Source organism: Ancylobacter sp. IITR112 (genome assembly GCF_041415945.1).
GTDB lineage: Bacteria > Pseudomonadota > Alphaproteobacteria > Rhizobiales > Xanthobacteraceae > Ancylobacter.
Genome location: NZ_JBGCUS010000001.1, coordinates 1338109 through 1359526 on the forward strand (window position 1 = coordinate 1338109; position 21418 = coordinate 1359526).

25 protein-coding genes are annotated in these 21418 nt (G+C 68.1%); 6 read left to right on the forward strand and 19 right to left on the reverse strand.

Translation table 11 applies throughout. The features are described from left to right. Positions 1 to 465: 465 nt before the first annotated feature. Genes AAC979_RS06120 through AAC979_RS06135 form a run of 4 tightly spaced genes read right to left on the reverse strand, consistent with a single transcriptional unit; the run spans position 466 to position 3836 of the window. Positions 466 to 1170 (reverse strand): ABC transporter ATP-binding protein, encoded by a 705-nt coding sequence (locus AAC979_RS06120; protein WP_371345934.1) that lies wholly within the window; start codon positions 1168 to 1170, stop codon positions 466 to 468. Continuing rightward, a complete protein-coding gene (locus tag AAC979_RS06125) occupies positions 1167 to 2330 on the reverse strand; it encodes an ABC transporter permease (protein ID WP_371345935.1) in 1164 nt (387 codons plus the stop codon). The genes AAC979_RS06120 and AAC979_RS06125 overlap by 4 nt, the downstream gene beginning before the upstream one ends. Beyond that, positions 2327 to 3529: an efflux RND transporter periplasmic adaptor subunit gene (locus tag AAC979_RS06130; RefSeq protein WP_371345936.1), complete on the reverse strand. Its 1203-nt coding sequence runs from the start codon at positions 3527 to 3529 to the stop codon at positions 2327 to 2329. The genes AAC979_RS06125 and AAC979_RS06130 overlap by 4 nt, the downstream gene beginning before the upstream one ends. A gap of 34 nt (positions 3530 to 3563) precedes the next feature. After that, entirely contained in the window at positions 3564 to 3836 is a 273-nt protein-coding gene (locus tag AAC979_RS06135) for a hypothetical protein (protein WP_371345937.1), read from the reverse strand. 61 nt (positions 3837 to 3897) lie between these two features. Between AAC979_RS06135 and AAC979_RS06140 the strand changes: the two genes are divergently transcribed. The 4 genes from AAC979_RS06140 (at position 3898) to AAC979_RS06155 (ending at position 6795) form a co-directional block, all read left to right on the forward strand. Continuing rightward, the gene (locus AAC979_RS06140; RefSeq protein ID WP_371345938.1) at positions 3898 to 4053 is read left to right on the forward strand and encodes a hypothetical protein; all 156 of its coding nucleotides are present in this window, start codon (positions 3898 to 3900) and stop codon (positions 4051 to 4053) included. Positions 4054 to 4096: 43 nt separating this feature from the next. After that, a complete protein-coding gene (locus AAC979_RS06145; RefSeq protein WP_371345939.1) occupies positions 4097 to 4816 on the forward strand; it encodes a response regulator in 720 nt (239 codons plus the stop codon). Positions 4817 to 4827: 11 nt separating this feature from the next. Beyond that, positions 4828 to 6153, forward strand: a complete 1326-nt coding sequence (locus AAC979_RS06150; protein WP_371345940.1) for an ATP-binding protein — start codon at positions 4828 to 4830, stop codon at positions 6151 to 6153. Between the two features lie 84 nt (positions 6154 to 6237). Then, entirely contained in the window at positions 6238 to 6795 is a 558-nt protein-coding gene (locus AAC979_RS06155; RefSeq protein WP_371345941.1) for a hypothetical protein, read from the forward strand. Positions 6796 to 6864: 69 nt separating this feature from the next. On the opposite strand, the gene AAC979_RS06160 is transcribed toward AAC979_RS06155, so the two are convergent. The 3 genes from AAC979_RS06160 to AAC979_RS06170 all read right to left on the reverse strand — a co-directional run bounded on the left by AAC979_RS06160 (position 6865) and on the right by AAC979_RS06170 (position 8881). After that, positions 6865 to 7539 (reverse strand): SH3 domain-containing protein, encoded by a 675-nt coding sequence (locus tag AAC979_RS06160; protein ID WP_371345942.1) that lies wholly within the window; start codon positions 7537 to 7539, stop codon positions 6865 to 6867. Between the two features lie 557 nt (positions 7540 to 8096). Further along, the gene (locus AAC979_RS06165) at positions 8097 to 8342 is read right to left on the reverse strand and encodes a helix-turn-helix domain-containing protein (protein WP_371345943.1); all 246 of its coding nucleotides are present in this window, start codon (positions 8340 to 8342) and stop codon (positions 8097 to 8099) included. Between the two features lie 5 nt (positions 8343 to 8347). After that, positions 8348 to 8881, reverse strand: coding sequence for a hypothetical protein (locus tag AAC979_RS06170; protein WP_371345944.1), 534 nt, complete (start codon positions 8879 to 8881; stop codon positions 8348 to 8350). A gap of 112 nt (positions 8882 to 8993) precedes the next feature. Between AAC979_RS06170 and AAC979_RS06175 the strand changes: the two genes are divergently transcribed. Next, the gene (locus tag AAC979_RS06175; protein ID WP_371345945.1) at positions 8994 to 9395 is read left to right on the forward strand and encodes a hypothetical protein; all 402 of its coding nucleotides are present in this window, start codon (positions 8994 to 8996) and stop codon (positions 9393 to 9395) included. A 201-nt stretch (positions 9396 to 9596) separates the two neighbouring features. On the opposite strand, the gene AAC979_RS06180 is transcribed toward AAC979_RS06175, so the two are convergent. From AAC979_RS06180 to AAC979_RS06210, 7 genes are all read right to left on the reverse strand, one after another. Continuing rightward, positions 9597 to 10670: a 2,3-butanediol dehydrogenase gene (locus AAC979_RS06180; protein WP_371345946.1), complete on the reverse strand. Its 1074-nt coding sequence runs from the start codon at positions 10668 to 10670 to the stop codon at positions 9597 to 9599. A 30-nt stretch (positions 10671 to 10700) separates the two neighbouring features. Further along, positions 10701 to 11057 carry a carboxymuconolactone decarboxylase family protein gene (locus tag AAC979_RS06185; RefSeq protein ID WP_371345947.1) on the reverse strand — a complete coding sequence of 119 codons (357 nt, stop codon included), beginning with the start codon at positions 11055 to 11057 and terminating at the stop codon, positions 10701 to 10703. Positions 11058 to 11066: 9 nt separating this feature from the next. After that, complete coding sequence (locus tag AAC979_RS06190) at positions 11067 to 11864, reverse strand: glucose 1-dehydrogenase (RefSeq protein ID WP_371345948.1); 798 nt, start codon at positions 11862 to 11864, stop codon at positions 11067 to 11069. Positions 11865 to 11921: 57 nt separating this feature from the next. Beyond that, a complete protein-coding gene (locus AAC979_RS06195; protein ID WP_371345949.1) occupies positions 11922 to 13031 on the reverse strand; it encodes an acetoin dehydrogenase dihydrolipoyllysine-residue acetyltransferase subunit in 1110 nt (369 codons plus the stop codon). A gap of 12 nt (positions 13032 to 13043) precedes the next feature. Then, positions 13044 to 14066 (reverse strand): alpha-ketoacid dehydrogenase subunit beta, encoded by a 1023-nt coding sequence (locus tag AAC979_RS06200; protein WP_307017173.1) that lies wholly within the window; start codon positions 14064 to 14066, stop codon positions 13044 to 13046. A 30-nt stretch (positions 14067 to 14096) separates the two neighbouring features. Next, complete coding sequence (locus AAC979_RS06205; RefSeq protein WP_371345950.1) at positions 14097 to 15080, reverse strand: thiamine pyrophosphate-dependent dehydrogenase E1 component subunit alpha; 984 nt, start codon at positions 15078 to 15080, stop codon at positions 14097 to 14099. Positions 15081 to 15144: 64 nt separating this feature from the next. Beyond that, on the reverse strand, positions 15145 to 16233 hold the full coding sequence (locus tag AAC979_RS06210; RefSeq protein WP_371345951.1) for an ATP-NAD kinase family protein: 1089 nt from the start codon (positions 16231 to 16233) through the stop codon (positions 15145 to 15147). 339 nt (positions 16234 to 16572) lie between these two features. On the opposite strand from AAC979_RS06210, the gene AAC979_RS06215 reads away from it, so the two are divergent. Further along, positions 16573 to 18591, forward strand: a complete 2019-nt coding sequence (locus tag AAC979_RS06215; protein ID WP_371345952.1) for a sigma-54-dependent Fis family transcriptional regulator — start codon at positions 16573 to 16575, stop codon at positions 18589 to 18591. Positions 18592 to 18604: 13 nt separating this feature from the next. Here the strand turns inward: AAC979_RS06215 and AAC979_RS06220 are convergent, their stop codons facing one another. The 5 genes from AAC979_RS06220 to AAC979_RS06240 all read right to left on the reverse strand — a co-directional run bounded on the left by AAC979_RS06220 (position 18605) and on the right by AAC979_RS06240 (position 21380). Continuing rightward, complete coding sequence (locus tag AAC979_RS06220) at positions 18605 to 18862, reverse strand: hypothetical protein (protein WP_371345953.1); 258 nt, start codon at positions 18860 to 18862, stop codon at positions 18605 to 18607. A gap of 133 nt (positions 18863 to 18995) precedes the next feature. Next, positions 18996 to 19538, reverse strand: a complete 543-nt coding sequence (locus tag AAC979_RS06225; RefSeq protein WP_371345954.1) for an N-acetyltransferase family protein — start codon at positions 19536 to 19538, stop codon at positions 18996 to 18998. An 8-nt stretch (positions 19539 to 19546) separates the two neighbouring features. Continuing rightward, positions 19547 to 20086 (reverse strand): phage tail protein, encoded by a 540-nt coding sequence (locus AAC979_RS06230; RefSeq protein WP_371345955.1) that lies wholly within the window; start codon positions 20084 to 20086, stop codon positions 19547 to 19549. Positions 20087 to 20095: 9 nt separating this feature from the next. Further along, positions 20096 to 20677 (reverse strand): phage tail protein, encoded by a 582-nt coding sequence (locus AAC979_RS06235; protein ID WP_371345956.1) that lies wholly within the window; start codon positions 20675 to 20677, stop codon positions 20096 to 20098. A 10-nt stretch (positions 20678 to 20687) separates the two neighbouring features. Continuing rightward, entirely contained in the window at positions 20688 to 21380 is a 693-nt protein-coding gene (locus AAC979_RS06240) for a phage tail protein (RefSeq protein ID WP_371345957.1), read from the reverse strand. Positions 21381 to 21418 lie beyond the last annotated feature (38 nt).

The following is a 21418-nucleotide window of genomic DNA, read 5'->3' on the forward strand; positions in this document are numbered from 1 at the left end:
ATAGTTCTCTTCTTGATCGCTCGCGGCCCGCCATTTCTCGCCGGATTTTATGCCGTTTGCGATAATTTGCGAGATTGCCGCCCAAACGCCCCCGTTAGCCTCGCGGACGACATGTCTGTGGACCCAAGGTGACTTTGGCTAATACGTGTATCGGCAGCAGGCGCCTATCGCACGTCATAGCCAGCGGCTGCCCGCTTCTCGACACCCCCGCCGCCACTGCGTTATTCGGTTAGGAGAGCGCTGGACAGCGACGACGCCAAGGACGTGTCGGCTCCACCCCGACTCCGGCGGCACGCCGCGCCTGCCGCCGTCGATGCGGTTTCACGCCCGTGCAGCTGGTTTCGTCCATCATCTCGGCTATTTTCTGCCAATCGGTTGAAACGACGGACGTTTTGCTATCTTTACCACCCGGTCGGTCCGTGGCTGGCGTCTCAGTACTGGGCGCAATGAACGGCGTGTCGAGCATCAGTACCGCTCCACCGTCCCCGCACATATCCGCCCGTCCTCGAAGTGAATGATGCGGTCGAACAGGTCGGTCGCGCGCGGATCATGCGTGATGACCACCACGGCGGCTCCCCGCATGCCGGCGATGCGGCGGAAGATCTCCATCACGTGACGGCCGCGTACGCGGTCCAGCGCCGCCGTGGGCTCGTCGGCGAGGATGAGCGGCGGCGTATTGGCAAGCGCCCGCGCCACCGCCACGCGCTGCTGCTCGCCACCCGATAGCTTCGCGGGAGGGCTGTCGGCGCGATGCGCGAGATCGAGCGCGGCGAGCAGGCGCCTTCCATGGGCGCGGGCGTCGGCAGGGGCGACGTCGGCGAGTTCGAGGCTCAGCGCGACATTTTCCACGGCCGACAGGAAGGGAATCAGATTCGCCTTCTGGAACACGAAGCCGATGCGCTTGCGGCGAATCTCTCGCAGCGCGTCGAGGTCGGCATCGGCATGGGAGACCCGCTCGCCCGCCAGCCAGACCTCGCCGGAGGTCGGATTCTCCAGAAGCCCCGCCAGCATGAGGAACGTGCTCTTGCCCGACCCGCTGGGCCCGAAGATGCCGACCAGCTCGCCGGCGGCAATGTCGAGTGACACGCCGTCGAGCGCGCGCACAACATCTCCGCCGGTCGCATAGTGCCGCGAAAGCGCGCGCACTGAAAGCACAGGCACACCGCTCACGACAGCACCTCCCGCGCCCCGACCCGAGAGGCGCGGGCGATGCCAATCCACGCCGCGGTGAGGCAGACCAGGGCCAGCGCGAGCGCGATCTGCGCGAGATCGAGCGGCAGCATCACCACGCGGCGCGGGAAGAGCGGGAAGATCATCCAGGCCAGGACGACGGCGAGCGCGTAGCCGGCGATGCCGATCAGCGCGGCCTGCTGGCCGATGAGGCTGACCACCACGCTCTCGCGCGCGCCCATAAGCTTGAGCAGCGCGATCTCGTGCAGCTTCTCGAGGGTCATGGTGTAGACGATGAGCGACACCACGATGGCGGTGATGACGAGTATCATCCCGGTGAAGGTCAGGATCTGGAGGCGCAGCTTCCAGAGTCGGGCATTGAGCATCAGGTCACGCTGCTCGCCCGTGGTCATGACCCGCACGTCGCCCCAGCGCTGAATGGCGGCGATCACGCGTGCGGTGTCGGCGGCGCGATCGAGCCGGACGAGCACAGCGGAGATCTTGCTGTCCTGCGCCACCGAGCTTGCATCGGCGCTCACGGCGCCAGCGCCGGTCCCGGCGGCGCGCGCCAGATGGATTTCTTCCGATGTCCGGCGTCGCGCGATGACGGCCGCGTCATTGATCCCGACGAAAAGCAGTCCGTCGCCGGCCGAATCGACCATCTGCCGCGTGAGGCCAACGACCGTATAGACGTCGCGCGCGAGCTGTATCCGGTCGCCGACCTTCAGCTTGGTGCTCGCATCTGCCACGGCCTCATAGCGGCTGCCGCCAAGCCAGCGGCCTTCGGCCAGCGGCAACCAGCGCCCATCGTCGCGGGGCACGTCGACGCCCGTCACGGTGGCGCGGCGTGGGGCACCGGCGAAGCTGAACTGCTGACTGAACTGGGTGAAGCGCCGCACATCCGCGACACCCGGCACGCCCTCCACCCGCCGGTCCATGTCGGTGGCCACGGCGGACCCTTCGGCGAAAGGCCCGGCGCGCTCGCCTTGCACGACCCAGAGATCGGCATCGATCCGGTCGATGATGAGGAGCGCATCTTCGACGATGCCGCGATAGAGGCCGGTCATGCCGATCACCGCCATGACGAGGAAGGCGACGCCGACCGCGGTAAGCACGAAGCGCGTCGGGGCGTGGAGCGTATCTTTCAGCGCCAGATTCACGTGGCAGCTCCGGCCAGGCGTACGCGCATGAACGGGTAGAAGTCGCCGGGCTTCAGGATGCTCTGGCCGGCGTCGAGGCCGTGCTGGATCTCGACGCGCCGCGCGCCGGCCTCGCCCAGCTTTACCTCGCACCATCGCGCGCGGCCGCGGGACGCGACCCACACGCCTGGGCGCCCGTCGCGCCAGACAAGAAACGACGTTGGCACGGTCAGCACAGGGCCGCGCCGCTCGATGATGATGCGCGCCATGGCGCGCTGGCCGATCGCCCAGTTGGCCGGAAGCGTATCGAGCGCGATATCGATCTCGAATTCCCTCGTCTCCTGGTCGACCTCGCGTGCGAGCCTGAGGACATGGCCGGGAACCGGGCTCTCAGCGCGGGAAAAGGTGACCTGCGCGGCTTGTCCCGGCTGAACAGCGGATATGGCGCTCTCGTCTAGCCGCGCGGTCAGCACGAGGCTGCCCGGATCGACGAGGTGCAGCAGTTCGCTGCCCGGCGTCAGCATCTCGCCGACATGGCGCGTGCGCGAAACCACCACACCGGAAATCGGCGCGCGCAGAACACTATCGTCGAGTTGCGCGCGGGCGACCGCGATGCGCGCCGTTGCGGCATCGCGCTCCGCCTCGGCCTGCTCGATGGCGCGACCCGCGCGCGCGAGGTCGGCTTCGGCTTGACGGCGGGCGGCGAGCGCGTCTTCCAGCCCGGCTTCGCTGGCGACGCCGTTGGCGAGCAGCGCGACCTGCCGTTCATGCGTCGCGCGCGCTTTTTCCAGCGTTGCGACGGCGTGGTCGCGCTCGGCATGCGCGGCGCCCACCCCGCGCTCGGCGGCATGGGCGCTCGCTTCGGCGGCGTCGAGTTCACCGCGGAGGTCATCAAAGGCGAGGCGGGCGAGTATCTCGCCCTTGTCGACCACGTTGTTCCGGTCAACGGCGAGTTCCTCGATGCGGGCCTGGATGCGGCTGCCGACACTGGCCTCGATCAAGGCCGACAACGTGCCGGGCCCCTGAAGCTCCACATCCAGCATGCCTGGGCGCAGAACCTCACCCTCGACCGCATGCGGATAGAAATAGCGCAGGCCGACAAATCCGATCCCCAGAACCACCGCCGCGAGGACGGCTAACCGAAGCCCATGGCGACGACGCGGGCGCGGCAGCGGCGGCTCAAGCGACAGGAACGGGTCAAGGCCGGGCTGGACGTTCATCGCAGGACATCCGAAGGCGGTGCGACAGGCACGGTCACTGGGCGGACGCGGCCTTGGCAGCGACCAGAGCGTCCTTGCAGGGCTGGGAAATCTTGTCGGGATTAGCCTTGATGCACTGGAGGATGCGCCCGCCGCCCGGCTGCACGCCGGGGCAGGTGGCGCGGATATCCGCCTCGCAGGCGGCACGCACAGCCTGCATCTGCGCGCGCGAGAGATTCTGTGCCGAGGCGGCTCCGGAAAAGGCGGCGCCGAGCAGGGTGGCGAAAGCCAGCACGAGGCCGGCGCGACGGAAGAACGCACGATCCATATTGTCGGCTCCTTTAGGGATTTGGGGGCAGGACCATGGAGCCCGTCCGGCCGGGGGGCGGATGACCCTGACGGGTTCCATGGCGAGCAGGCACGTGCCCGCTGCGCCGCCGGGAACGGATGCGGCGCATCCGGCGGCGGTGAAGATCATCGCCGAGGCGTTTTGCGGCCGTGTCTCGGCGCCCGGGATTTTTATTGCAGTTTGTATCGGCGCCTGACGCCCGGCTTGCGCGGGTCCCTCCTCGATGTCATGCCAACGCCATGACCGCCGCAAGAGTGCTTCTGGTCGAGGACGACCGCGACATTCGCAGCCTGCTCGTCGATTTCCTCGGCGGCGAGGGCTATGACGTCGAGGCGGTCGGAAGCGGCGGCCTGATGGACCGGGCGCTGGCGCGCGGCGTGCCCGACCTCGTCATCCTCGACATCATGCTGCCCGGCGAGGACGGGCTGTCGATCTGCCGGCGGCTCAGGACCAGAAGCCGGGTGCCGATCCTCATGCTTACGGCCAAGCATGACGACATCGACCGCATCGTCGGGCTGGAGATTGGCGCCGACGATTATCTCGGCAAGCCGTTCAACCCGCGCGAATTGCTGGCGCGCATCCGCGCCCTGCTGCGTCGAGCCAGCGGTCCGTTATCCGCGGGCTTGCCGGAGCGGCGGCGGCGGCGTTTTGCGGGGCTCATCGCCGATCTCGACGCACGTACGGTGGCGGACGAGAGCGGGCAGCGGGTGAATCTCACCACCGCCGAGTTCGACCTGCTGACCTGTTTCCTCGAACGGCCCGGCCGCGTGCTCTCGCGCGACCAGTTGCTGGACTGGACGCGCGGGCGCGCCGGTGGCGACCCGTTCGACCGAACCATCGACGTCACCGTCTCGCGGCTGCGCAGCAAGCTGGCCCGCGGCCTCGGCGAGGCCGAGCAGCCTATCACCACCGTGCGCAATGTCGGCTACCTGTTCTCGGCCGATGTGCACGAGGTCTGAGGCGGATCGCCATGCGTCTCGGCCTGCTCGCCCGCATCATCCTGATTGTCGCGGTGGCGCTGTTCGCCATCCAGCTGGTGGCGCTGGCCTTCTATTTCGGCGCGGGCGAGGGGCGCCGCACACTCGGCGAGGCGCCGCCTTCGCTGCCGCGGCAGATCGCGTCCATGGTCCTACTGGTCGACAAGGTTCCGGCCGATCTCCGGCCTGCTTTGCTGGAGGCCTTCAGCGAGAATGGCCGCACCGCGACGATCATTCCCGCTCTACCCGATGATCTCGACCCCACGAAAGGCATCGGACGTATCGAGCGTTCCATCCGAACGGCCCTGGCGCTGCGCGGTGCGCCGGGGCGGCACGTGGTCGTGCGCCTCGACGGGCCCAGCGAAGACGGGCGCGGCGACATGCTTAGCGTCTACGTCGGACTGGCCGGGGGCGGCTATCTCTGGCTCGATATCCAGGACCGCGTCACCGTCCGGCTGCTCGGCGTGCCGATCGGCTTCTTCGCCGGCCTGTTCGGTGTGCTTGTCGCTCTGGCCGCGCTTGCCGCAGTCGCGCGCGAGATGCGGCCGATCACCCGCCTCGCCCGCGAGGTCGACAGGGTCGGCGAGAACATCGCCCCGGTCACGATAGCCGAGCACGGCGCGCCGGAACTGCGCAAGCTGATCCGCGCGGTGAACGCGATGCAGGAGCGTATCGCCGCTTTGGTGCGCAACCGTACGCTGACACTCGGCGCGATTTCTCATGACTTGCGCACCTACCTGACCCGCCTGCGCCTGCGAGTGGAGATGTTGCCGGAGAGTCGCCACCGCGCCGGCGCCATCGCCGATGTCGAAGCCATGCAGTCGCTGGTGGAAGACACGCTCGACTTCGCGCAGGAGTCGTTCGTCCCGACAGAGCCGGCCTCCGCCGACGTCGCGGCCGCGCTGCGCCGCTATGCTACCGAGCAGAACGACGCGCGCCTCGTCCTCGACATGCCGGACGGCCCGGCATGGGTTGCGATGGGCGACAAGGCGCTCGGGCGCGTCATCGCCAATCTCGTCGGCAATGCGCTGCGCTATGGCGAGCGCGCCTTCGCCGGCATCGAGGCGGACGGTGCGCGTGTCGTTCTGGTCATAGAGGATGCAGGCCCCGGCATCCCCGCCGCCGAGCGCGAGCGCGTCTTCGAGCCGTTCCACCGGCTGGACGGCTCGCGTAACCGCGACAGCGGCGGCACGGGGCTCGGCCTGACCATCGTCCGCCGGCTGGTCGAGCGGCATGGTGGCAGTGTCGCGCTGGACACCAGCCGGCGCGGGGGGCTCGCCGTCCGGGTCCGGCTGCCGCGGGCGGAACCCGCGGGCTGATACAAATCGACATGTCGCGGTTCGAGCGGCGATACCTTTGCCACTCACCCTTGCCGCCTCATCAACGGCAAAGGACCGGATGCCATGAAAGCCACATTCCCGATCAGGCTGACCACACGAATCGCCGGTGGAGCGGCCGTCCTCGGCCTCGCCGCCACCATACCCACGCTCGGGAGCGCGCAGGACCTGACCGGACCCATCGGGCCCTGGGCATGCGAGCAGGAGCCCTTCGCGAGCGAACCGGGGCCGGCCTTCGATCCGACCGCCGTTCGGCTCATTGCCGGCCTGCTGCTCTCGGCACAGGAGACCGCGCTCGGCATCCGGACCGACCAGATGGATGCCTGGCGCGGCTATACAACGGCGCTCATCGCTCTTCTGCCCTCGGGCGAGAGGCTCGGGCGCTGGACGGACGAGGAGAAGCGCGCCGAGGCACAGGCCTTCGACCTCGCGCAAGACATCGCCAACGCCGCCATCGAGCGGGCGGAAAAGGCCCGTGCATTGCAGGACGCGGTCTCCACACTCAAGGCAGCGCTGACGCCCGAACAGATGAGCATGGCCAAGCAGATGCAGGAGAGGCTGGTAGAGCGGATCGCCCATTTCCTGGAATGGCGCCGCAGCGAGGGGCCTGGCATGCCGCTGTGACAGATCGAGCCGGAATGAAAAGGGCCGGGAGCGCAGGCTTCCGGCCTTCCTTTATCGAGTGACGCCCGATCACCAGCGCTGGAAGCTGCGCGAACCGGTGTGCACACCGCCGCCCGGGCCGACGACCGCGCGATTGGTCGTGCAGCCCTGTCCGGCGGCGCAGTTTCGTGTGCGCGCCGCCATGCCGCCATTGGGGCCTTCCGTGACGCGGGTCGAGGTGCACGCCCCGCCGGTGCAGAGGCGGGTCTGGGCGGTCGAGCCGCCATAGACCCCCGTGGCGCCACGAACGCCGACGCAGGCGCCGCCCGCGCAGGTGACCGAGCGACTGGCCGAAGTGACCCGCGGCGCGACATAGGGCGGATAGGCCGCCCAGTGCCTGTGCCAGGGATAGGCGACATAGTAGCGGTCCCAATAGGCGCGGTTGAACGACACCACGGTAATGCCTACCGTCGGCGCCAGAGGTGCGGTCAGCACGACCGGCGCTCCGCGATAGACCACTTGGATGTAATGCGCCGCCACCCAGCCGCGATAAGGTCCGAAGCCGATGTCGCACCAGCTATAGCCGGCAACGCAGCCGAAGGTGGTGATGGCGGCGCCCGTCGGCACCACGGTTATGGCGGGATAGACCGTCGACGGGCCGGCGCGCAGATTGACATTGGTGACGGCGACAGAAGTGGTCGCGGCGCTGGCCGCCGATACGGTGACGACGGTGAGCGCGGCAGCGAAGAGAAACGTTCTGAGCATGGCGGAACCCCGATGCGAGCCGCCCGGAGGCGGGCGTCTGTTTGTCCGCCGACCTCCATAGGCGCCTGACCTGGCCCGCATGTCTCGCCCCTGTTTCAGTTTGTGACAGCGAAAGCGGCGCGAGCGGGGTGGCCATGCCTCTAGACGGTTGGATTTGCCCTCTCGGGCGGGCTGAGCCTCCTGGGAAGACGCGCAACCTACACGGTGCGGCGGGTCTGCTACCGCCGCGGGACGGGGCCGCGAAGGCCGTTGGCGTCTGCCATCCCATCCGCCGAAACGGGCCTTCGGCGCGGACACGCGGGCATCATGGACACAGCATTTGCGGCAGAGACCGGAGGAGACCGGACCTTTTCTTTGACGGCGGACGCACCGAGGGGGCGGTTTCGCATATTCAGCCCCATCAGGCGAACGGACTCGACGGGACATTATACGTCATAGCGCTATAGCGTACGCATAGTTCTCTACTTGGTCGCTCGCGGCCCGCCATTCCCATTTTTCGCCGCTTGGCGTTGCTTCCGCCGTCTCTGAGCCCGTCGGCCGAACAGCGCCGGAGAGTGTCAGTCTTCGGCCGCCGGCTCCGGCGCTGCGGTCGTTTCGCTGTCGGCCGCATAGGTGAGAATATCGCCCGGCTGGCAGTCGAGTTGGCGGCAGATGGCCTCCAATGTGTCGAACCGGATGCCTTTGACCTTGCCTTGCCGCAGCAGGCTGAGATTCGCTTCGGTGATGCCTATCCGCTCGGCAAGCTGCTTCGACTTGACGTTGCGCCGGGCGAGTACGGCAGCGAGGGTCACGGTGATGGGCATGGCGATCAGACGAACTGGCTGTTTTCTTCGGCAAGCAGAGCGGCTCTTTCCATCGCCCAGGCCAGTGAAGCGACCACGCCGGCAAAAAGCGCAAGGATCATCACATCGGAGCTTATGTCGATGGTGATCCGCTTCGGGCCACCCTGCCAGCCCAGCGCCAGCGTGAACAGCAGGCCCGACAGAGGCTTCATCAAGGCGCTGACGCCGGTACCCAGCGCGAAGTCGCGCAGACCGGCAATGCCCTCGGCGGCGAAGGGGTGGCCGGACGCGAACTGGGCGAGGCAGATGCGCAACCGTATCAAGCCCCAGCTCAGCGGCGCGAGATGCAGCATTGCGGTGGCGATGCCGACCCATGGCAGGGCGGCGCCGGGCATGGCGGGATGCGGCCCGGCCAGCCAATAGCCGATCGCGAGGGTCGGCAGCAGAACCGCCAGCCCCAGCGCCACCGCTGCCAGCGCGCTGAAAGCGAAGCGGGCCCGCGGCGACAGTGCCAGGGCCGCCGACGACCCCCATAGGGTTGCGACGCTGTGGCTCTTCATGGTCGTTCTCCCTGCGGTCTGGCGGGAGTTATGACGCGAAAATTATTGTTTGACAATAATAACACGGCGCGGCAAAGGAAAAATTATTGTTTTGCGATAATGGAGCCTGACCATGAACCCTCTGCCCGCCGCTCTGCTGGCGCTCGCGCTAGGCGTCTGCCTGCCCGCTTATGCCACCCCCACGAGGTCCACCCCCACGACATCCATCCCTTCGACATCGACCGGCGCGATCTCGATCGCCCAGGTCGTCGACCTGATTCAGCGCGCGCCCAACGACAATGCCGCGCGGAACGCAGCGACGGCCTATCTCGCCGGCGTCGGCGAGGCCACCGGCGTGCTGGTGGCTGAAGCCGGGCGCCGTGCCGCCATCGGTCTCACCTGTGCCCGGCCGCTCGGCATGTCCAGCGCGGCCGCGCTCGCCGCCTTGTCCCGCATCGACAAGGGCAGATGGAGCCAAACCGCTGCGACTCCCATCCTGGTTGACGACATGCTGGGCCGTGCGGGCTGCCATTAGGGGATGGACGAGGAGCCTCCCGCGCGGCGGGCGCGGGAGGCGCGCGCACATCCCCGCGCGCCGGTTTCACCACGTCCCGCTCCGCCGCGTCGTCGGGCTGGAGGGCGCCGGAATGATGCCGAGCGGGCCGAGAGCAGGCTCGGCTCGCTCGCTGTCGCGGCTGCGCGGGCGCGGCTGCCGCCGCGCCGGAAGGTCGCGTGTTCAGGCGAGGTCGATCAGGATTTTCAGCTCGGTGCCGGCGGGGCTCAGCAAGGCCTCGAAGCCCTCCGCCACCACATCGTCCAGCCGGACGCGGCTTGTGACGACCTTTTCCGCCGGCAGCAGGCCGGAGCCGATGAGCGCGGCGACGCGCGGCCACATCAGGGTCGAGTAGCACCACGAGCCGCGCAGATCGATGTCCTTGAAGGTGAGGGTGAAGCCGTCCACCGCCGGCTTGCCGACATGCAGACCCACCTGCACCACCACGCCCTGGCGCCGCACCGCCTCGATGCAGGTGGCGGTGGCGGCTTCCGCGCCGACGCATTCCAGCGCCACATCCACCCCGACGTGGCCCTCCGTCTGGTCGCGGATCGCCTCGACCACCTTGTCGGTTTTCGGGTTGAGGGTGATCACGTCGGGCAGGACCGCGCGGGCCATGGCCAGCCGGTTGTCATTGGTGTCGGACAGGAAGATCGTCGTCGCGCCCGCGGCCCGCGCGGCGAGAACCTGCAATTGGCCGATCGGCCCGGCGCCGGTGACGAGCACGGAGGAGCCCGGCCGCACTCCGCCGCGCTCGGCGGCATAGACGACGACGGCGGTGGGCTCGATGAGCGCCGCCTGCTCGTCTGTTACGTTATCTGGCATGGCGAAGACGTTGTAATCATTGACAACGGAATATTCCGCCATGCCGCCCCAGGGCCACATGAGGCCGATGATGCCGAGCTTGTCGGAGAGCTGGTAGAGGCCGCGCTTTCCGTAATGATCGTCGCGTGGCGAGACCAGCGGCTGGATCGAGACGCGGTCGCCGGGCTTCACATTCGTCACCTCGGCGCCGATGGCGACGACGGTGCCGCCATATTCATGGCCCAGCGTCTGCGGCAGCTTGGCGCCGGTGTAGGGATGCGGCGCGGTGGGGATGAAGATCGGGCCGGCGGCATATTCGTGCAGATCGGTGCCGCAGATGCCGCAGAAGCGGTTCTTGACCAGCACGTCGCGCGGGCCGAGCCGGGCGCGGTCGGGCTCCGGCACATTCTCGATGCGCACATCGCGCTTGCCGTGGAAGCGGGCGGCTTTCATGGGAGTGTCCTCAAAGCGGGAAAAGGGACGTCAGGCTTTGCCGGGGGCGAGGGCGTCGAAGGCTTCCAGCGCCCGGCTGGCATAGACGGCGGAGGGCCCGCCGCCCATTTCCAGCGCGACGGCGAGCACCTCGATGAGCTCCTCGCGGCGGGCACCGTGGCTGGCGGCATTGGCGACGTGGAACAGGATGCAGTCGGCGCAGCCCTGATGCACGGCGAGGGCGACGGCGATCAGTTCCTTTGTCGCCGCGCTGAGCGCGCCGGGGCGCGAGGCCTCGCCCATCAGCGTGCGGAAGGCGCCCATCGGGCCGGGCGCCGCCTTGGCCAGCGCGCCGAAGCGCCGGTTCATGTCCTTGAGCTGGTCGTGGATGTTTTCATTGCCGGCCATGGCCGTTCCTCAGATGAAGACCATGCCGCCGTCCACCATCAGGGACTGGCCGGTCATGAAGTCGGAATCGGACGAGGCGAGGTAGCGGGCGACGCCCACAAGGTCCGCCGGCTGCGAGGCGCGCCCGAGCACGGCGGTGGCGGCGAAGCTGTCGAAGGCTTCGTTCTCCTTCTGTGTCAGCCCGTTATCGCGAAAACCCTTGTCGATCACGTCCCACATCGGGGTGGCGACAACGCCGGGGCAGAAGCAATTGGCGGTGATGCCCTCCTTGCCGAAGGCGCGCGCCGCCGCCTGTGTCATCGCCACCACGGCGAATTTGGAGGCGCAGTAATGCGCCAGCGGCTCATAGCCCTGCTTGGCGGCGATGGAGGCGGTATTGATGATCTTGCCGCCGGGGTGGCCGGCCTCTGCCTGTCGGCGGAACGTCTTCACTGCCTCCTGCATGCCGATCAGCACGCCGAGCGCGTTGACATCGGTGACGAAGCGCCAGTCTTCCTCGGTGATGTCGAGGAAGGGGCGGGTCTGGGCGACGCCGGCATTGTTGAACAGCACGTCGACGCGGCCGAAGGCCCCCGCCGCCTTGTCCAGCATGGCGCGGACCTGCGCGCGCTGGCGCACATCCACCGCCACGCCGATGGCCTTGCCGCCGGCCGCCGTGATCTCGCCCGCCAGCCGGTCGGCGGCCTCCTGCGCGAGATCGGCGACGGTGATGGCGGCACCGTCGGCGGCGAGCGCCCGGGCGATGGCGGCGCCGATGCCGCCGGTGGCGCCGGTGATGACGATGCTCTTGTCGCTGAGTTTGGACATGATTCCTCCTTCGCCCTCCGCGTGCGCGGCGGCGTTCGGGGTTGAAACGGGCGGGCGTCAGGCGATGTGGGCGAGGATCAGTTCATTGACCCGCGCGGCTTTTTCCATCTGCACCATATGGCCGGCCTCGGGGATCACCTCCACCGTTGCCCCCCCGGCGAGGGCGTCGGCATGGGCGGCGGGGATGATCCTGTCGCTGGCGCCGAAAATCACCAGCGCCGGCATGTCGGTGGCGGCGAGCGCCTCCGCCACCTGCTCGGCCTGCCTTCCGCCGGCGAACAGCGCGGCGGAAAGGGCGGTGAGCGCTTCCGCCACCCCGTCGAGGCGCTTGTATTTCAGGAGGTCGTCGACCAGTTGCCGCGTGACCGTGTCCGGGTCGTGGAAAAGCTGTTCCAGCACGGGCTTGAGGTCGCGGCGGGAACTCGCCTGCACGAAGCCGTCGGTGTAGCCGGCATTGATCTCAGGCCCGAGGCCGGCCGAGCCGATCAGCGTCACCGAGGCGACGCGCTCGGGCGCGTCCAGCGCCGTGCGGGCGGCAATCGCGCCGCCCATGGAATGGCCGACGAGATGGGCGCGCGGAATGTCGAGCGCGTCCATGAAGCCGAGAAGCGCGGCGGACAGGCCGCCGAGCGAGGGGGCGCCCAGCTTCTTGTCGGATTGCCCGTGGCCGGGCAGGTCCAGCGCGTAGACGGTGGCGGCCTCCGCCAGCGCGTCGATGTTGAACAGCCAATTGTCGAGATCGCCGCCAAAGCCGTGGATGAGGATGACGTTTTCGGCTCCCTCGCCGCGCTTGGCGTAGCGCAGGCGCCCGGCCGGGGTGTCGATGAAGTGGGTGCGCGGGGCTTCTTCTTCCGCCGCCTCGGCCGCCGCCTGCGTCGCATATTCCGCGACATAGGCGTCGATCTCGGCGTCCGGCACCTCGTCATCGGCGATGACGCCGATCAGCGCCTTGACCGGATAGATCGTGTCCGGCTCGCCGATCACCCGGCGCAGCGTGCCGGTTTCATGCGCCTCGACCACGCCGGCGATCTTGTCGGTTTCCACCTCGACGATCTCGTCGCCCGGCGCGACCGGAGAACCGGCGGGCTTGAGCCAGCCGGTCACCTTGCCTTCCGACATCGACAGGCCCCATTTGGGCATGACGATCGGCTTGATGCGTTCATTCATCGAGAAGGCTCCTTACGCCGCCGACTTCACGGGGCCGGTGGTCTTGTGGACCGCCGCGACGATGGCGTCGGCCGAGGGGATGTAGAGGTCTTCCAGCACGGGTGAGAACGGCACCGGCGTGTGCGGCGCGGTGACCATCTGCGGCGCCGCCTTCAGCGCGCCGAAGGCGTTCTGCGCGACATAGGCGGCGACATCGGTGGCGATGGAGCAGCGCGGATTGGCCTCGTCTATCACCACAAGACGGCCGGTGTTCTCCACGCTCTCGATCACCGTGTCCCAGTCGATGGGCGAGAGGGTGCGCAGGTCGATCACCTCCGCCGAGACGCCGGAACGGGCGAGTGTGTCGGCCGCAGTGAGGGCGCGCGGGACGGTGAGGCCGTAGCCGACGAGGGTCACGTCCCGGCCGTCGCGGACGATGTTGGCCTCGCCGAAGGGGATGGCGTAGCTCTCCTCCGGCACGTCGGCCTCGGAGCCGTACAACGCCTTGTGCTCGCAGAAGATCACCGGGTCGTCGTCGCGGATCGCCTGGATCAAGAGGCCCTTGGCGTCATAGGCGTTGGACGGGCACACCACCTTCAGGCCCGGAATATGGGTGAACAGCGGGGTGAGCATCTGCGAGTGCTGGGCGGCGGCGCGGAAGCCGGCGCCGACCATGGCGCGGATGACCACCGGGGTCTTCGCCTTGCCGCCGAACATGTATTTGAACTTGGCGGCCTGGTTGAAGATCTGGTCGAAGCACACGCCCATGAAGTCGAGGAACATGAGTTCCGCCACCGGGCGCATGCCGCAGGCGGCGGCACCGATGGCGGCGCCGATATAGGCGCTCTCCGACAGCGGGGTGTCCATCAGCCGGTTGCCGTGCTTGGCGTGCAGCCCCTTGGTGACGCCGAGCACGCCGCCCCAGGCATCCATCTCGCCGGGCGCGCCGGCGCCGCCGACGATATCTTCGCCGAGCAGGATGACGGTGGGATCGCGGCGCATTTCGAGGTCGAGCGCCTCGTTGATCGCCTGCTTGTAGCTGATCATGCGGGCCATGGGTTTTCCTCCGGTTCTTGGTTGTTGTGCTCAGTAGGCGACATAGACGTCGGTGGTGAGGTCGCGGGCGCCGGGCAGCGGCGCGCCCTTGGCGGTCTCCACCGCATCGTTGATCAGCGCCGCCACTTCGCGGTCGATGAGGGCGAGGTCGGCCTCGCTCACCACCCCGGCGGCGGTGACGCGGGCGCCGAACAGCTTCAGGCAGTCGCGGTGGGTGCGGTTGTGGTCGTTCTCGCCCTTGGCCTTGTAGGTCTGGGCGTCGCCCTCGAAATGGCCGAAGAAGCGCACGGTCTTGCACTCCAGCAGCGCCGGCCCGCCGCCCTCACGGGCGCGCTTGATGATCTCGCCCGCCGCCTCATAGACGGCGAAGAAATCGGTGCCGTCCACCGTCACGCCGGGCAGGCCGAAGCCGGCGGCGCGGTCGACATAGGAATCGACGGCGGTGGCGTATTCGACCGAGGTCGATTCCGCATAGCCATTGTTCTCGACCACGAAAACGACCGGCAGGTTCCAGATGGCGGCGAGGTTCATGCTCTCCAGCACGGTGCCCTGATTGGCCGCGCCGTCGCCGAAGAAGGTGAGGCCGACCCCGCCATCGCCGCGGAACTTGGCGGCGAGGCCGGCGCCGCAGATCAGCGGCGCGCCGGCGCCGAGAATGCCGTTGGCGCCCATCATGCCCTTGGACAGGTCGGCAATGTGCATGGAGCCGCCCTTGCCCCGGCAGCAGCCCGTCGCCTTGCCGTAGATCTCGCCCATCATCTCATGCACATCGACGCCCTTGGCGATGCAGTGGCCATGGCCGCGATGGGTGGAGGCGATGCGGTCAATGTCGGTGAGGTGCATCATGATGCCGGTCGCGCAGGCTTCCTCGCCGGCATAGAGGTGGACGAAGCCGGGAATGTCGCCCTTGGCGAACTCCACATGCAGCCGCTCCTCGAAATCGCGGATGGTGCGCATGGTGCGGTAGGCGGTCAGCAACTCGTCCCGGGAGAGGGGAAAGGGATTGTTGGTCATGGCGTCGTCATTCCTCCTTGGGATGCCGGGCGTTGCCGGCGGTTATTGTCGGAGCGTGCGGGCGTCAGGCGCCCGCCAGCAGAGGGGCATGGTGCGGGGCAGGGTGCGTGGCCGGGACAGCGTGGCGCAGCAGCAGCTTCTCGCGGGCGGCGAAGCCCATGACGGCGGCGACATCGACGGTGCGGAAGGCGGCGTCGCGCAGGCAGATCGTCACCTCCTGATGCCCGTCGAAGAACAGTTCCCGCTCGCCGTCGAGCGCCACCGAGCCGGCGGCGATATCGGGTGAGAACACGGTCCCCGACGGCATGCGGCGCCAGCTCTCCACGCCGACGGGCGTGACGAGGCCGGGCGCGATGGGCGCGTGCACCACCATCGGAGCCGTCGCCGCCGGGGCAAGGGTGAGGGCGAGCCCGCCCGGCTCGCGGCGGCTCACCGGCTCGATCAGCCCGGCAATGGCGGCCATGCCGATCACTTCCGGGTCGGCGAAGGCGACATAAAGCTCGCGGAACGTCTCCGCCCGCCACAGCGCGCGGGCGCCGACGAAGCGGTCGGTGACGAGGGCGACATCGACCAGCGCGATGTCCGGCGCGCCGCCGTCGATGCGGACCTCGATCAGCTTGTTGGCGGCGAAGGCGAGGGCGGCCGGCACAAGCCCCATGGCGGCGAGGCCGGTGGCGAGCCCGGTGATGGTGGGTTCGCGGTGCTCGGGAAAGGCGTTGTTGGTGCCGGTGGAGATGCCGGCGATGGGCACCTGCCCGCATTCCGCCACCACGGCGCGGTGGGTGCCGTCGCCGCCCAGCACGATGATGGCGGCGATGTCGCCGGCCTCGCGCATCATCCGCGCGGCGCGGCGTGTGTCGTCCACCGTGCCGGTGACCGGCATGGCGAGATGGGTCAGCCGGGGAAAGCGCGCCTCGCCCTGCGCGTTGGAGCGCTCCATGCCGCGCCGCACATGGGTGGCGATGCCGCCGCGCTCGGGCATCATCATCACCTCCTCGATGCCGCAGGCGGCGAGCGCGGCCAGCGCCCGCAGCACGATGTTGGCGCGGTCGGCGACCTGCACGCTGTTGGCGCTGGCGACGACGCGGCGAATGTCCCGCGCCGAGATCGGATTGGCGATGATGCCGACCTTCGGCGGCGTCGATGACGTCATCCGGCGTCCTTCCCGTGGCGTTCGTCCCTGCGGGCCTCACCTTTGCCGGCGGGCCTCGTTCGTGCCGTGTCTCTCCGCAAGTGGCGGGCCAAGTGGGGTTAAAGCGCTAACGCATTGATTGTATTGAAGATCGGTGCCGCGCGCCTGTGCGGAGCGGTGCGGCACGGGCGCCGCATCTGTGGCGGCGGCTGCCACAGGTGTGGCGCCGCGTGCACTTCGTGATGGCCGGCGCGACGCCGGCGCTTGCGCCCGTCCGCCAAGGGGATGACACTGCCGGCAAACGGGAGGTCACATCCCGATGCCGGCACGTTCCGGCGCCAACATTCCGGGAGGACGCCGATGAGACGGGAACAGGCCGCTCATATCGACGAGCTCGTGCGCGCCGCCAGCGGGGCGACGACCCGCCGCGACGCGGTGATCCAGGATTCCTGGCGCCGCTGCGTCAGCGAGCACCAGCTCGATCCGGAAGTGCTGCGCCAACCCTGCATCCTCACTCCGACGCGGTTGCGCGAGCATCAGGACGCGATGGAGGAGTTTACCCATACCGCGCGCTTCGGGGTGGAGACGCTGTACCGGCAGGTGGCCGGGCTCGGCTATGTGCTGCTGCTGACCGACGCCAAGGGCATCACGGTGGATTTCATCGGCGACCCGACCTTCGACAACAATTTGATGCGCGCCGGGCTCTATCTCGGCGCCGACTGGAACGAGCAGCATGCCGGCACCTGCGCGGTGGGCACCTGCATCCACACCGGTGAGGCGCTGGTGGTGCACCAGACCGACCATTTCGACGCCACCCATATTCCGCTCACCTGCACGGCGGCCCCGGTCTATGACCCTTCCGGCGCGCTGGCGGCCGTGCTCGATATCTCCGCCCTGCGCTCGCCGGAGCCGAAGGAGAGCCAGTTCCTCGCGCTGCAATTCGTCAAGGGCGTCGCCAACAAGATCGAGACGGCCAATCTGGTGAACCGCTTCCGGCGGGAATGGATCATCAAACTCGCCGCCTCGCCCGAATTCGTCGATGTCGAGCCGAGCTATGTGCTGGCGGTGGACGGTTCGGGCCGGCTGCTCGGCTTCAACAACGCCGCCCGTCAGTTGCTGCTGCGCGAGGCCGGGGCGGAGGGGGCGGGCGCTCCGCGTGGGCTGGTGGGGCGGCGGCTCGGCGAGTTCTTCGAATTGGAGCTGGACGACCTGCCGCGCTACACTCACGCACTGCCGGCGGGGCAGCGGCTGGTGCGGCTCGCCCATTCCGGCACGCCGCTTTTTGCCGCGACGCTGGCCCCGCCCAGCCGACCGGGGCGGCCGGTGCTGGAGCCGCCGGCGCCCGCTTTGCCGGCGCCGCTCGCCGGACTGTTCCGCGACGACCCGGCGATGCGGCTGGTGGCGACGCGGGCGGCCAAGCTGGTGAACACCCAGATGAGCCTCCTGATCAGCGGCGAGACCGGCTCGGGCAAGGAATATCTTGCCAAGGCGATCCACGCTGCCAGCGCCCGCGCCGCGCGACCCTTCGTGCCTGTCAATTGCGCCGCGCTGCCGGAATCGCTGGTGGAAGGCGAACTCTTCGGCTACGAGGCCGGCGCCTTCACCGGCGCCGCGGCGCGCGGCAAGAAGGGGCTGGTGCTGGAAGCCGATGGCGGCACGCTGTTCCTCGACGAGATCGGCGACATGCCGCTGCCGCTGCAAACCCGCCTGCTGCGCGTGCTGGCGGAGCGCGAGGTGACGCCGCTCGGGCGCTCCAGACCGGTGCCGGTGAATATCCGCGTCATCGCCGCCAGCCATCGCGACCTCGTGGCCGAGGTGAAGGCCGGACGCTTCCGCGAAGACCTTTATTTCCGCCTGTCCGGCGCGGTGCTGGTGCTGCCGCCGCTGCGCGAGCGGCGCGATCTCGACTGGCTGGTGGCGCGGCTGATCGCCGGCCGCTGCCATGCCAGCGGGGCGCGCTTCAGCCTTTCGGATGCGGCGATGGCGGCGCTGACAGCTCATGACTGGCCGGGCAATATCCGCGAACTCGCCAACACGCTCGACTATGCCTGCGCGGTGGCGGAAACCGGGCTGATCGGCCTCGATGACCTGCCGGACCGGCTGCAGGCAGGCGCCTCCGGTGCCACCGCCCCGGCGGCGCCGCGGGCGACGGGGGCACCCTGGGCGCCGGCCGGGCCGAGTCTGTGGTCGCCCGAGCGCCCCTGTGCGCTGAACGGACCTTCCGGCGGGCGCGAGGAACTGATCGCCGCGCTGGCCGCCCATGGCTGGAACGTCTCCGCCGCCGCGCGTGACCTCGGGCTCGACCGCACCACGGTGCACCGGCGCATGCGCCGCTACGGCCTCGTCACGCTGCGGCAGGGGGCGAGCCAGATGTCCTGAGCGCGCCGGCCGCTCAGGACCGGCGCTCCTCGGCGCGCTTGCGGGCATAGAGCGCGCCGCACAGCCCGCCCATCAGCGCGCCATTGGCATAGATCACCAGCAGCGGCGTCACCGATGCGAACAGGCCGAGATGCACCGCCGTCACGGCCGCCAGCACCGCCAGAACCGCGATCGCCAGCACGGCCGGCAGCAGCCGGCGCGCCGTGAAGGCGATGAGGCCGGAGGCGCAGAGGATGGCGAAGCCGGAGACCAGGGCGAACAGGTCGATCATGCCGAGGGCTCCGCGAGAGATGACGCTGGGGAAGAGTGCATCCGCCCGCTATAGCCGGGGGGAGGGGCCGTTCCTAGAGCGTTTTCGCGCGACGTGGATACCGGTTCGCGTGAAGACGCGACAAAACAAAGAATTAGAGCATTCCGGCCGAAACGGCGGCCGGCGCGGCGCGGGTCATCTGCCAGAAGGGACCGGTCTCGTCCGTTGGGACGAAGCCCTTGCGGGCATAGAGACGGCAAGCGGGGTTGTGCGCCTCGACCTGCAGCGAGACGCTGCGGCCGAGGGCGGCCGCTTCGGCGCAGGCCCAGTCGAGCAGCGCGCCGCCCATGCCCTGGTTGCGCGCCTCGGCGAGCAGGCTGATGTCGACGATGCGGTGATCGCGCTCACCCCGGTGCAGGCAGAACCGGCCGACCGGCGTGCCGCGGCGCTCGACGATGAAAAAGGCGGCGCCGGCATGGTAGCGGGCATAATGCAGGGTCTGCAGGCGGAACTGATCGGCGAGGAAAGCGCGTAACGCCTCCTCCGGCCAGCCATTGCCCGCGAATTCCGGCCCGCGCACGCTGGCGAACAGCGCGGCGAGGAAGGGGGTGTCCGCCGGCGTCTCGGGGCGCAGGGCGAAGCCGCCGGGCGGTGAGGCTCGTGGTATCGTGACGCTATGACAGGGCTGCAGGGACATTGAATCCGTCAGGATTTTTCAGGATAGATGCCAAAAAGGGCGATGGCGTAGCGCAGCGCCAGGAAGGGCTGGCGGTTCTCATGCGGCTGCGAGCCGCCCTCCGTGCCGATGGTATGGTAAGAAAGCTTGACATCCAGCGGCACACTCGGCTCGACGAAGTGCTCCGCGACATTACCGCTGTTCTTCACATCGTAGCGACTGAGAAATGCGTTCGGTGCGGGAGTCGAAGTCAGTTTGGTGTCGTCCGGCGAGACATAGACGTTCACGTCGTGATGATGATAGGGCATCTCGCTCGATGTGAGCGTGTGGGCGGATGCGCCGGAGACGGCCCCCAGCGGAACCTGCTTGCTGGAGCCGAGTATCGCGCGTCCGCGAAGATCCGGCACAGCGAAGGTGTTGACGCCGTCGCCCCCATAAGTGATGCCGATAATGTTGAAGAGAGCCTGATACTCTGCCACGGGCAGAAGGCTGCCATCGCATTCCTTCCAATATTGGGGAACATAATTGGCGATGGAAAATAGCCGGATCTCACCGGTGAACGGTTCCATGTCGTCGCCTCACTGTGAGGGGAAATTGCCGGTAAGCGCTATGATGTAGTTGATGGAAAGGGTGGGCATTGCATTGTTGTGAGGAGATGCGCCGCCCGCTTCCGTGACAGTGTCGATGGCGAGCACTTGCGGTTCGCGCTGCTTCGTCTTTCCATCCTGGGGATCGACATAGCTGGTATCATTCAGATAGGGCAGGCCCTCCTTGTCGCTGGCGGCATCGGGCGAAAAGGCGGTTGCGAATAGGGCGCTCTCGTTCGTCGGCGTGTCGGAGGTGGCGTTCTGGTCACTGGCGGCCAGATGATGGGTGTGAGCCGGCAGCTGTTGCTTGCCGAGAAGGACGGTTGACTCGCCCACGACCTCGCCGAGCGTGCGCGCGGTGAGACCGGGGCCGTGACCGCTGCCGACGACGAGACGTCCCCGCAGATCGGGAAGCGCGAAACTGTTGATCCCGTCACCTCCCCATATCGTTCCCAGCAGCGCATACAATGCCTGATTCTGGCTAATGGGCAGCGTCTGGCCATGGCAGAAGGCCCAGCCGCGCGGTGCGTAATCGCCGGCGAAAATCCGGAGTTCTCCAAGATATGCGTCCATTTATCTGCCCTTAATCGCCGCGTGGGGGGAAAATGCCGCTGATGCAGATGCAGTAATGCATGACGGCAGAGGGCTGCATGTTGGTGTGGGGCTGGCTGCCGCCGGCTGCCGTGAGCGATCCCGGATGCAACTGGACGTTGGGTGTTCCGTCATTCTTGTACAGGAAGCGCTTCTTGCCATCGTCATCGAGGCCCACGCTGGCGATGTGGGCTCCCTTCGCCTTGCCGCTCCTCTTGGCCGTGCCGATGGCTGCGCTGGCCTGGAAACGGTGGTTGTGAATGGGAAGCTGGCCGACCGTCAGCGTGACGGTTTCCAGACCGCCCTGTAACCCGATCGGATAATCGTTTCCCTCGACATCCTTGCCCCGGCCGATGGCCACGCGACCCCGCAGATCCGGGAGCGCAAAAGTGGTTTTGCCGTCGCCGCCATAGACATCGCCCAGCAGGGCGAACAGAGCCGTATACCTGTTGACGGGCATCTGCCGTCCATCCGCAGCAAGCCATCCCTCCGGAATACGATCATAGGGGAACAGGCGAATCTCCCCGGTGTATCCGCTGTCCATGAGCCACGCCTCCCAGCCTGCACGAAGCAGAACATCTATAGGTTGCATTGATGTTAGAATGCGCTCGCTTAAGATGTAAAGCGCTTTGTTCGAGCGAGGATGCTGCGCCGGGGCGTTGACGCGGTTGCTGGTCCGCCTCATTCTTGCCTCAGGTTGTAAAGCACGGCCTGGGGGGCGGT

Bases quoted from the DNA above. Each gene is read 5' to 3' on its own strand.
- AAC979_RS06175 (WP_371345945.1), top strand. From the start codon at position 8,994: ATGAACCCTCTGCCCGCCGCTCTGCTGGCGCTCGCGCTAGGCGTCTGC.
- AAC979_RS06150 (WP_371345940.1), top strand. From the start codon at position 4,828: ATGCGTCTCGGCCTGCTCGCCCGCATCATCCTGATTGTCGCGGTGGCG.
- AAC979_RS06130 (WP_371345936.1), bottom strand. From the start codon at position 3,529: ATGAACGTCCAGCCCGGCCTTGACCCGTTCCTGTCGCTTGAGCCGCCG.
- AAC979_RS06180 (WP_371345946.1), bottom strand. From the start codon at position 10,670: ATGAAAGCCGCCCGCTTCCACGGCAAGCGCGATGTGCGCATCGAGAAT.
- AAC979_RS06225 (WP_371345954.1), bottom strand. From the start codon at position 19,538: ATGTCCCTGCAGCCCTGTCATAGCGTCACGATACCACGAGCCTCACCG.
- AAC979_RS06190 (WP_371345948.1), bottom strand. From the start codon at position 11,864: ATGTCCAAACTCAGCGACAAGAGCATCGTCATCACCGGCGCCACCGGC.
- AAC979_RS06220 (WP_371345953.1), bottom strand. From the start codon at position 18,862: ATGATCGACCTGTTCGCCCTGGTCTCCGGCTTCGCCATCCTCTGCGCC.
- AAC979_RS06165 (WP_371345943.1), bottom strand. From the start codon at position 8,342: ATGCCCATCACCGTGACCCTCGCTGCCGTACTCGCCCGGCGCAACGTC.
- AAC979_RS06235 (WP_371345956.1), bottom strand. From the start codon at position 20,677: ATGGACGCATATCTTGGAGAACTCCGGATTTTCGCCGGCGATTACGCA.
- AAC979_RS06135 (WP_371345937.1), bottom strand. From the start codon at position 3,836: ATGGATCGTGCGTTCTTCCGTCGCGCCGGCCTCGTGCTGGCTTTCGCC.
- AAC979_RS06155 (WP_371345941.1), top strand. From the start codon at position 6,238: ATGAAAGCCACATTCCCGATCAGGCTGACCACACGAATCGCCGGTGGA.
- AAC979_RS06205 (WP_371345950.1), bottom strand. From the start codon at position 15,080: ATGACCAACAATCCCTTTCCCCTCTCCCGGGACGAGTTGCTGACCGCC.
- AAC979_RS06160 (WP_371345942.1), bottom strand. From the start codon at position 7,539: ATGCTCAGAACGTTTCTCTTCGCTGCCGCGCTCACCGTCGTCACCGTA.
- AAC979_RS06215 (WP_371345952.1), top strand. From the start codon at position 16,573: ATGAGACGGGAACAGGCCGCTCATATCGACGAGCTCGTGCGCGCCGCC.
- AAC979_RS06140 (WP_371345938.1), top strand. From the start codon at position 3,898: ATGACCCTGACGGGTTCCATGGCGAGCAGGCACGTGCCCGCTGCGCCG.
- AAC979_RS06195 (WP_371345949.1), bottom strand. From the start codon at position 13,031: ATGAATGAACGCATCAAGCCGATCGTCATGCCCAAATGGGGCCTGTCG.
- AAC979_RS06240 (WP_371345957.1), bottom strand. From the start codon at position 21,380: ATGAGGCGGACCAGCAACCGCGTCAACGCCCCGGCGCAGCATCCTCGC.
- AAC979_RS06210 (WP_371345951.1), bottom strand. From the start codon at position 16,233: ATGACGTCATCGACGCCGCCGAAGGTCGGCATCATCGCCAATCCGATC.
- AAC979_RS06145 (WP_371345939.1), top strand. From the start codon at position 4,097: ATGACCGCCGCAAGAGTGCTTCTGGTCGAGGACGACCGCGACATTCGC.
- AAC979_RS06230 (WP_371345955.1), bottom strand. From the start codon at position 20,086: ATGGAACCGTTCACCGGTGAGATCCGGCTATTTTCCATCGCCAATTAT.
- AAC979_RS06170 (WP_371345944.1), bottom strand. From the start codon at position 8,881: ATGAAGAGCCACAGCGTCGCAACCCTATGGGGGTCGTCGGCGGCCCTG.
- AAC979_RS06200 (WP_307017173.1), bottom strand. From the start codon at position 14,066: ATGGCCCGCATGATCAGCTACAAGCAGGCGATCAACGAGGCGCTCGAC.
- AAC979_RS06185 (WP_371345947.1), bottom strand. From the start codon at position 11,057: ATGGCCGGCAATGAAAACATCCACGACCAGCTCAAGGACATGAACCGG.